Consider the following 9,485-nt stretch of genomic DNA (forward strand, 5'->3'; position numbering starts at 1 on the left):
GCGTCATTTCGCGGGCTGTAGCCTTTGAGTTTCATGTCCATGCAACCGGAAGCAAGCGCTTTTGGGGTTGGGCCTTTGCCGTCGGGAGTTTTATGGCGCCTTTCGGGGCGGGCGTGGCTTTGGGGGCGACCTTGCAGGGCTTCCCCATGAAGGCCGGTGCGGCCATGGCCAAAGGGGCTCCGGGCCTGTTTGTCAATTCGCCCATTCCCCATTTTACCGGGACGGCCCTCACTTTTCTGACCCCTTTCAGTATCTTCACCGGTTTTGGCGCGGTCATCGCGGCCGGACTGGCAGGCGGTCTTTACCTGAGTGCACGCTTTGAAAAAGGCGATCCGATCAACGTCAAGGCACAGCGCTGGACCACCCTTTTTTCCTATTTGGCCTTAGCGGCAATCGTCGTGACGCTGGTATGGTCCTATGCCATATTCCCCTGGGCAGCGGCAAAATGGACCGGTCCTTATTGGTGGGTATGGGCCATCTGGCTCTTGGTGGTCCTGTTCTTTGCCTTTAAATCCATGATGAACCACTCCATGCAAAAAGACTTCGCCGCCCTGCTATGGGGTGAAGGGGTGGTGGTTCTCCTGTGGTTTGCCATGTGGGCTACGATGTTTCCCTACATTGTTCCGGAAACCTGGACTATCCAGGCGGCCGCCAATCCGGCCAACTCCATTGCCGTGTTTACCTTGTTCATGACCGGGTTTGTACCCATCATGATCATGTACAACGCTTATCAAATCTGGGTGTTCCGGGGTCGTACCACAAAAATGGCCAGTTACGGCGGTCATTGAAACCGGAAGGGAAGGGCAGGCTTTTCGCTGCCCTTTCCCCAGTTCCTGTGTAACAGACGGAAACTATTCATGGAGTTATTTATGAAAATCAGATCTTCTTTAACGGTTCAGGGCGAACCCGAAGCGCAGCTCGATGCCCGTGCCATTCTGGATATTCTCGATGTACTGGAAACACGCCACGATCTGGTCAATGAACAATGGTATGCGCTACGCGCAGAACTCAGCACCCTGAATGAAGAGCAGGTGTTTGATAACCAGTCGCAAAAAAAGGTGTCCGATCATAGCTTGCTGATGGAGCAGGAATTATCGCGTTATCAGCGCTTCTTTCACATTTTTCGGCAAAATCTGCTGCATAAAAAGGCAAACCGGGCAGCTTATCCCGTGCTGTACACGAGCTGAATGCCATGGAGGGATTTTCATACCAGCGCATACAGGATGGCGCACAACCTGACACGACATCGGGAGATATCCTCATAATGCAAGACACGAATCGTATTCTGAACTGCCTGCGTGGCGGGCCGATGACCAGCATAGAGATGGCTTGTACCCTGCACCTGACGATGAACCGTATTCAGAGTATTCTGAATGAGCTGGCTGCCCAACGCAGCATTTATGCGCGACGTTGGGTAACCGATGCCTCTGATAACCAGATCCCGCTCTGGGAATTGGAGGATGCCGACAGCATCGCCTAACAGGAGTATCTCATGCATTCAGCGTCATGGAATCTGACGGGCCAGTCAGATTGTCAGCTTTGTCCCATGCGCCAGTTGAGCATTTTTGCAGGGCTCACTGTGCAAGAATTAGACAATCTGGGGATGACCGTACAGGATATTCATCTGCCTGCTGGGGAAGTGCTTTACCATCAGGGCGAAAGCGCCCGCCATGCGTTTACCTTGCGGTCTGGTGTCATCAAACTCAGTCTGGAATCACCGCTTCATGGGGTGGAAAAAATTGTTCGGCTATTGCGTCATGGCGATCTGTTGGGATTTGAGGGCTTGAATCATGCACATCCCCGATACCCGCATACCGCCACAACATTAGATGCCGCTGATTTATGTTTGCTGGATATATCGGAATTAAACCGTTTGTCAGAAGACCTCCCTCATGTGCGAGGCGCATTGCTGGAGCGCTGGCAGAGAGCCCTGGAAGAGTCTGAATTCCATATTGTGGAAGTGGGAGCAGGGAAGGCCGATGCCTGCCTGGCGGCATTTTTATACCACTGGTGCGGAGTGTTCCCCGATGGCGCCTGGGTCCCTTTCCCGATGGCGCGTAAAGAGATTGCCGGTTATCTCGGGCTTTCTTCTGCGCATGTTTCGAGAGTCATGGCGGATTTCAAGAGACACGGATATCTGCGTGAATCCGGTCAGCGCATTATGGTTCAGCGCGCGTCGCTACGAAAAATTGCCAGCGGTATGCATTGATGGGTTCTAAATGGTTGATGAAGGCTGTACACCGCTCCTTGATTGAGGTGGTTCTTAATCAGGTACAACCATTTCAAAAATGAAGAATAACAGCAACCTCATCATTTGCATTTTTTCTCAAAGGTTGTCATCGTTTATCTAATTGGGATCTCATGGTCGAATTATGTTAAAGCTTCGCCGCTACTTTCGTTCGCTGGCAATGTTGTCCTTGTTCCTTATTGGAACCTGGATGAGCAATGCTGCGGTGGCGATGCCACAGGGCATATCCTGTGTTGAAATGCACGGGATGTCCATGATGGGGATGTCCATGGCGAACATGCCCTGTTGCCGGGATAACACCGGCATGGACATGCGGATGATGGATCCTCATTCCGAAGCAATGAGTAGTCAGTGTATGGCCATCTGTGCACAGACGCATGCGCCTGGCGGATTGCGCTTTTCTGGAATTTCTGTCCCGACTCCCGTGTGGATTGGATCCGTGACATGGACCTACTCTCAGTTCGTTGCGAAGGATCGTCCCGGTCTTTTTTCCCCTGAACCCTCTTACCATCCACCTCCGCTGCTTCACGTACGATTGACCATTTAAGTTCTCCTCAGCAAGCAGGCACTCCTTTTTTAAAAGGAGAAATGTCATTGATTTGCTATGGAGATTTTCATGGATGCCAATCTATTGGAACGATTATCAGCCAAGAACAGCATACGGCTCTTGGCCGGGATGTTACTGTGCTTTTCAACGGCCGCAGCATGCGCTGAGCCGTTAAGTTTGCAGAACGCGCAAGCCATTGCCTTGCGTCAAAATCCGGGGCTCGGCGCGCTGACCCAGAAAATAGTAGAATTAAAACATCAGGCCGTATCCGTAGCCCAGTTGCCTGATCCGCATTTGTCTCTGGGTGCTGAAGATTTACCCCTCAACAGTTTCTCTATGAACCAGCAGCAGATGAGTATGCTGAGTGTGGGGCTGAGTCAGACTTTTCCCTCCTTCGGTAAACTGGGGCTGGAAGGTCGACAAACACGCGTGGAAGCTGCAGCAGCTACGGATACCCTGCAAGGCCAGTCCGCCGAATTAGTGTTGTTGTTACGCCGCGCCTGGCTGCAAGCGCTCTATACCGACAAAGCCATAATGACGGTCCGGCATCAGGAACAGTTGCAAGCCGAGAGCGTGCAGGCCGCACTGGCGCTCTACCGATCTGCAAGGGGATCGGAGGCCAATGTACTCCGGGCTCAACTGGCACGAGACGATCTTGCGAATGACATCAGCAAATTACAAGCCGAACGAACGCGCTATCTTGCACAAATTGCCCAGATCCTGAATCTATCGCAGCCACCTTCCATACAAAACCGATGGCCGCATCTCCCGTCGCCCAAAACCTTGCGTACCGCAGAAACCCGTCTTTTGGGGCAGCCTCTCTTGCGCTCTGCACAGGCGCAATCGCGCGCTGCGCAAATCGGGGTACAAGTCGCTCAACGGAGCTATTGGCCCAATGTTACCGTCAGTGCTGCCTATGGTCAGGATTTCTATCCGGGCAGTCCGAACTGGTTGTCTGTAGGCGTCAACCTGAGCCTGCCCATCTTTCCGGAAGACCGGCAGGATCAGAATGTGGACGCCGCCCGAGCGCGGGCGCTGCAGGCCCAATATCGTTTTGACGACCAGCATTTAGCGCTGATCCAGCAGCTGCGCAGCACATTCGCCCGCTATACTGCGCTGAAAAAAGAATGGACACGGACCGATGAGCGTCTAGTGCCCAAGGCACAGCAGGCATTTTCAGCGACACTCGCTGCTTACACCTCGGGACAGGCCCACATGGATGCGGTGTTGCGCACCCAAAATGCGGTATTGCGCTATGCGCTGACCCGTCTGCAGTACCGCCGTGATCTCGCTCTGAGCGTCGCGGAGCTGGATTTCCTCACCACGCAAGGGAGGACAACGTCATGAAATTCCGTCAATGGACCCTCCCTGTGGGTCTCCTTGCGCTGGGTGTAGCGTTGGGTGCCGGCGGGGCTTGGTGGTTACGAACGCCCAGTGCCGTGCCGAATCTCACCAAAAGCCAACGGCCTTCCCCGAACAACAGCAGCGACCAGCGCCATATTCTCTATTGGGCTTCCCCCATGAATCCCAAGATTCATTCGAATCACCCGATGAAAGACAACATGGGCATGGCCTATATCCCGGTCTACGCTCCCGGTACCAATGCACAAAAGCCCTCGGGATTGCATATCAATTCACAGATGGCGCAAAACCTGGGGGTCCGTCTTGTACAGGTTCAGGAACGGCAGATGGGTCACGTCATTCACACCGTAGGAACCGTGGCTGTGGACGAAAACAGGGTATATTCAGTGAACCCGCGCTTCTCTGGTTGGGTGGAACAGTTGCGTGTCAGGGCGGTGGGGGACACGGTGCAACGCGGTCAGGTGCTTGCCGAGATTTATTCTCCGGCATTATACAGTGCCCAGCAGGAGTATCTCATTGCGCGGCGCCAACAGGGACGAACGGCAGATCCCGCCCTGCTGGCGGCTGCTCAGACGAAATTGCAATTACTCGGGATGTCCAGAAACGAGATTACTGCACTCGCCCTGCACGGTCATGCTGAGCGGGATGTCGCATTAAGGGCGCCGGCTTCTGGCGTCATCGAGACGCTCAACGTGCATCAGGGCAGCTATATCGCACCGCAGACCGAACTTTATCAAATTGCCAATCTCGACCGGGTTTGGGTGAACGTGGCGCTCTACACCTATCAGTTACCCTGGATACAGACGGGTGACTCTGCCCGCCTGCATTTACCTGCTTACCCGGAGGTGCGCTGGAAAGGGTCTTTGAGCTTCCTGTATCCGACGCTGAATCCCCAAAACCGGACGGTTACAGCACGCCTGAGCGTTCCCAATCCGGAGGGGAAACTCCGCCCCGGCACCTACGCGGATGCCACTATTCTAGCCCGCCCTGAGAAGTCGCTGGCCGTACCAAGCAGCGCCGTACTGCATAGCTCTCAGGGCGATTTCGTGATGCTCTGCGAGGGTTATGGGCATTTCCTACCGGTACAAGTCCGCTTAGGGCCAGCGTACCGGGGATGGGTAGCTATCCCAAAGGGCCTCCGGCCAGGCGATCGGGTTGTGGAAAGTGCGCAGTTCCTGCTCTATTCCGAATCTCAATTCCAATCCGTACGGGCGCGCATGTTGGGCGCTAATACTGCCCGAGTGGAGTCTGCGCCGCCCGTTGTGGCAAAGAACCGGTCAACGCCTGTATCGGAAAAACCCAAAAAATCTTCCCCAGCGTCCATGGCCAACATGAATATGGGAGGCAAAAGCCATGATTAAGGCCGTGATGCGTTGGTGTCTCAACAACCCATTGTTGGTGGTCATTGCCAGCTTGGTCGTGATCGTTGCAGGCGTCCTCTCCATCCTGAGCATTCCACTGGAAGCGCTTCCTGATATTTCGCCGACCCAGGTCATTGTCAAAACCTCTTATCCGGGACAGGCTCCACAAATCATTCAGGATCAAATCACCTATCCCCTCGAAACGACTTTGCAGGAAGTACCCGGTGCCAAAGCCGTACGTGGCTATTCCATGTTCGGGGATTCCTATGTTTACGTGCTGTTCAAAGGGGGTACCCCGATTTATCAGGCACGGAATCTGGTCCTGCAATATCTCAACCAGGCCCAGGGTCAGTTACCAGCCGGGGTAACCCCAGCTCTGGGGCCGAATAGCTCGGGGGTGGATTGGATTTATGAATATGCCCTCACAGATACCGGTGGTTCACTGAACCTTGCACAACTTACTACCTTGCAAAACTGGTTTCTGAAATTTGCCTTGCAAGGTATTCCCGGTGTGGCCCAGGTCGCGACGGTGGGCGGGATGGAGCAGGAGTATCAGGTGGTTGTCTTCCCTAATCGTCTGCTGGCCTACAACCTCACCCTGCCACAGGTCGCAGCAGCTATTCGTGCGGCCAATGGCGAAACCAGTGGTTCCGTCGTGGACATGGGAGAGTCGCGCTACATAGTGCGCACCTCCGGCTACATTCACTCATTGAAGGATTTACAACAGACCCCGCTTGGTGTGCGCGACGGCGTGCCCGTGACGCTGCAGCAAGTGGCACGGGTACAATTAGGCCCGGTTCTACCCAGTGGTATTGCCGAACTGAATGGTCAGGGTCAAGTGGTCGGTGGCATTGTCATGATGAATCAGGGGGGAAACGCCAATGCCCTGATACAAAAGATTCAACAAAAACTTAAAAGCTTGCAGGCCTCGCTGCCGGCTGGAGTGAAGGTAGTGACCACTTACAGCCAGCGCCCCCTGATTCAACGCAGCATTCAGACGCTCAGTGGCAAACTGCTGGAAGAGTGTGTAGCCGTCCTGCTGGTGACTTTGCTGTTTTTATTACGGATCCGTTCGGCGCTGGTGGTCCTGATTGCATTGCCGATCGGTATACTTGGCGCCTTTATCGTGATGTATGCTCTCGATATACCGGCGAATATCATGTCTCTTGGGGGAATCGCCATTGCGATTGGCATTATGGTCGATGCGCCCGTGGTAATGATCGAGAACATGCATAAACATATGGAGAAAGGAGAAGCCCTCAATCCTTGGCAGACTGCCGGGATAGCGGCGATGGAAGTTGGCCCCGCGCTGTTTTTTTCCTTACTGATTATCGCGGTTTCCTTTCTGCCCATCTTTGCGCTGAGTGGACAGGAAGGTAAATTGTTTGCGCCGCTCGCTTTTACCAAAACCTTTGCAATTGCCGCCGCCGCCATTCTCGCTATCACCCTGGTGCCCGTCCTGATGGCCTGGTTTATTCGGGGGAAGATTCCCGTTGAACGAAAGAATCCTTTAAACCGGGTGTTAGCGAGGTGGTATCGTCCTGTCATACACGGCGTATTGCAAGCCCCTTGGATGGTCGTTATCGGGGCCGTGCTGGTGGCTGCGACGCTCGTTTATCCCTGGCAAAGACTGGGTACCCAGCTCATGCCGCCCCTGGATGAAGGGACGCTGCTGTATATGCCCGTTGCCCAGAATCCTGCCATTTCTTACGGTGAATCTGCGGCGCTTTTGCAGTTGACGGATCGCATTATCAAAACCTTTCCAGAAGTGAAAACCGTTTTTGGAGAAGCGGGACGGGCGCAGACCGCCACCGATCAGTCACCCATTTCCATGTTTGATACCGTGGTCACCCTTAAACAGCCCGATCATTGGCCCGCCCACATCAGCATGAACAAACTGCGTGACCAGCTGAATCAGGCCTTGCAGATTCCCGGTCTGAGTAATAACTGGACACAACCCATCAAGGGGCGGGTGGACATGTTGACGACCGGACTGCAAACCCCTCTCGGCCTCAAGATTACGGGACAGAATTTGGCCACCTTGAGTCTTCTGGGGCAGAAAGTCCAAGCAGTGCTCCAAAAAGTGTCCGGTACCCAGACCGCATATGCCGCCAGAGTAACCGGCGGACGTTATATCGTCGTCCATACGGATCGGGCCGCCGCCGCCCGCTATGGCATTTCAGTGGCCGACGTGAACCGGCTGGTGGAAACGGCTATCGGCGGTAAAGTTCTGACTACGGCCGTAGAGGGTGTGCAACGTTTTCCGGTGGATTTGCGCTATCCTCGCGATCGTCGGCAATCACTTTCAGCGCTGATGGACAGTCGTGTGACAGCGCCCAATGGTGCGCAGATTCCCCTCGCACAGTTGGCGCGGGTAGACATGGTCAATGGGCCAGCCATGCTCACCAGTGATGATAGCCAACTGAACAGTTGGGTCACCATTGATCTGAAACCGGGGACGAGTATTGGCACTTATGTGGCCAAGGCGAAACGGATGCTCGCGCATCAGGTCCATCTGCCACCGGGATATACCGTAAACTGGGTCGGCGAATATCAGAGTATGCATCGCGCCAATCAGCGTTTGCAGATTGTCGTGCCGATGGTTTTGTTACTGATTGCCTTACTGCTCTATCTCAATTTTCGTAATGTGGTCGAGGTGGCTATTGTCCTGGTCACTTTACCATTCTCTCTGGTAGGTGGCCTCTGGCTGGTTTATGTACTTCATTACAAGCTCTCGGTAGCGGTGGTCGTGGGTTTTATTGCCCTCGCCGGTGTGGCCGTCGAATTTGGGGTAGTTATGCTCCTTTATCTGGACCAGGCCCTGCAGCGTCGGCGGGCCCGCGATGCCTTGCAAAACTGGCACGATCTGCAGCTGGCGATTATGGAGGGGAGTATGCTCCGCCTGCGCCCGCTGGCCATGACGTTTACCCTGGTCGTTGTGGGCCTGCTGCCCATCATGCTCAGCGAGGGCACAGGCGCCGATATGATGAAACGGATTGCCGCACCTATCATCGGCGGCATGTTGAGCGCAACGCTGTTGGCCTTGCTCGTTATCCCTGCGCTGTACGCCTTATGGCAACGGCGTCGTTTAAGATCGCAGTAATACTCAGAAAAGGAGAAATGTCATGAACAGAAGGCAGTTGTTGAAGTCGATATTATCGGCACTGGCTATAGCAGGTTATGTGCAGGCAGACCGGGCTAGTGCCTCGGGTATGGGCAGTATGATGGGAAACATGATGGGGGGTGATTCGCCTGACCACGAAGGCATGCGTGCCATGATGTCACCGGAGAATCGTGGACCCATGCGTACCGGGATGGAATTGTTCCAGGTGCATGCAGAGGTGCATCGCAAAGTGACTTTTCTGCCTAATGGGATACACGCGGTCACGATTTCGGCCGTGCCACATACGGTTGCTTTACTCCAGGCGCATGTGACCCAGATGTATCAGCGCCTGGCGGAAGACCAACCTTTCCCCTATCCGGCCAGTCGAAGCGTTCCCGTCATGTTCGCTCATCCAACGCTATATCAACGAAAACTGGACTATCTCAAGGATGGAGTGGCGGTGACAGAAACGTCGTCAGATCCGGAAATGATCCAGGTGATTCATGCCCACGCGCGTGAGATTACGCGCTTTGTCAAAGAAGGTATGCCTGCGATGATGCGGGGAATGATGTCCTCATGAGACGCAGGGATGCGGACTCAATTTTTGGGGCATCCATACATGGAGGGTGAACCATTCCGAGGGCTGAAGCCACTTATGCTGCATCCTTTGGCGTCGCCTGCTCATCCGTGCTCATCCCAGGGAACCAGCGGATGAAAGTTTTTCGTAGGTCATCGTTCAGGACCTGCACTCTTGTTTGCAGCAACAGATGCGCACCGCGTTGGGTCCAGCGCATCTGCTGCTTTTTCACGAAGCGTTTACTGACCACATAGTTCACCGTGGATTCGACAAAGGACGTGGAAATT

8 protein-coding genes and 1 pseudogene are annotated in these 9,485 nt (G+C 54.3%); 8 read left to right on the forward strand and 1 reads right to left on the reverse strand.

Features of this window, described 5'->3' with window-relative positions:
* The 8 genes from AC2VLY_RS04795 to AC2VLY_RS04830 all read left to right on the forward strand — a co-directional run.
* Positions 1-788: cytochrome d ubiquinol oxidase subunit II (locus AC2VLY_RS04795; RefSeq protein ID WP_486921850.1), on the forward strand; the 788-nt coding region annotated here is incomplete at its 5' end.
* A gap of 81 nt (positions 789-869) precedes the next feature.
* Entirely contained in the window at positions 870-1,187 is a 318-nt protein-coding gene (locus tag AC2VLY_RS04800; protein ID WP_486921851.1) for a hypothetical protein, read from the forward strand.
* A 77-nt stretch (positions 1,188-1,264) separates the two neighbouring features.
* Complete coding sequence (locus AC2VLY_RS04805; protein ID WP_010638922.1) at positions 1,265-1,480, forward strand: hypothetical protein; 216 nt, start codon at positions 1,265-1,267, stop codon at positions 1,478-1,480.
* Between the two features lie 12 nt (positions 1,481-1,492).
* Positions 1,493-2,209: a Crp/Fnr family transcriptional regulator gene (locus tag AC2VLY_RS04810; RefSeq protein ID WP_010638924.1), complete on the forward strand. Its 717-nt coding sequence runs from the start codon at positions 1,493-1,495 to the stop codon at positions 2,207-2,209.
* A 715-nt stretch (positions 2,210-2,924) separates the two neighbouring features.
* Positions 2,925-4,142 carry a TolC family protein gene (locus tag AC2VLY_RS04815; RefSeq protein WP_486892863.1) on the forward strand — a complete coding sequence of 406 codons (1,218 nt, stop codon included), beginning with the start codon at positions 2,925-2,927 and terminating at the stop codon, positions 4,140-4,142.
* Positions 4,139-5,518 carry an efflux RND transporter periplasmic adaptor subunit gene (locus tag AC2VLY_RS04820; protein WP_486921852.1) on the forward strand — a complete coding sequence of 460 codons (1,380 nt, stop codon included), beginning with the start codon at positions 4,139-4,141 and terminating at the stop codon, positions 5,516-5,518. Before AC2VLY_RS04815 ends, AC2VLY_RS04820 begins: the two co-directional genes overlap by 4 nt.
* On the forward strand, positions 5,511-8,621 hold the full coding sequence (locus tag AC2VLY_RS04825) for an efflux RND transporter permease subunit (RefSeq protein ID WP_486921853.1): 3,111 nt from the start codon (positions 5,511-5,513) through the stop codon (positions 8,619-8,621). Before AC2VLY_RS04820 ends, AC2VLY_RS04825 begins: the two co-directional genes overlap by 8 nt.
* 22 nt (positions 8,622-8,643) lie before the next feature.
* Entirely contained in the window at positions 8,644-9,201 is a 558-nt protein-coding gene (locus AC2VLY_RS04830) for a hypothetical protein (RefSeq protein ID WP_010638931.1), read from the forward strand.
* A 73-nt stretch (positions 9,202-9,274) separates the two neighbouring features.
* On the opposite strand, the pseudogene AC2VLY_RS04835 reads toward AC2VLY_RS04830, so the two are convergent.
* Positions 9,275-9,485 (reverse strand): annotated as a pseudogene (locus AC2VLY_RS04835) (ISKra4 family transposase); the annotation flags it as partial.

The sequence above is a fragment of the Acidithiobacillus sp. TH-A36 genome, from assembly GCF_057473445.1.

What these genes read in the sequence shown, in the direction of transcription:
- AC2VLY_RS04830 (WP_010638931.1), top strand. Translation starts at nt 8,644, where the DNA reads ATGAACAGAAGGCAGTTGTTGAAGTCGATATTATCGGCACTGGCTATA.
- AC2VLY_RS04825 (WP_486921853.1), top strand. Translation starts at nt 5,511, where the DNA reads ATGATTAAGGCCGTGATGCGTTGGTGTCTCAACAACCCATTGTTGGTG.
- AC2VLY_RS04805 (WP_010638922.1), top strand. Translation starts at nt 1,265, where the DNA reads ATGCAAGACACGAATCGTATTCTGAACTGCCTGCGTGGCGGGCCGATG.
- AC2VLY_RS04810 (WP_010638924.1), top strand. Translation starts at nt 1,493, where the DNA reads ATGCATTCAGCGTCATGGAATCTGACGGGCCAGTCAGATTGTCAGCTT.
- AC2VLY_RS04815 (WP_486892863.1), top strand. Translation starts at nt 2,925, where the DNA reads ATGTTACTGTGCTTTTCAACGGCCGCAGCATGCGCTGAGCCGTTAAGT.
- AC2VLY_RS04820 (WP_486921852.1), top strand. Translation starts at nt 4,139, where the DNA reads ATGAAATTCCGTCAATGGACCCTCCCTGTGGGTCTCCTTGCGCTGGGT.
- AC2VLY_RS04800 (WP_486921851.1), top strand. Translation starts at nt 870, where the DNA reads ATGAAAATCAGATCTTCTTTAACGGTTCAGGGCGAACCCGAAGCGCAG.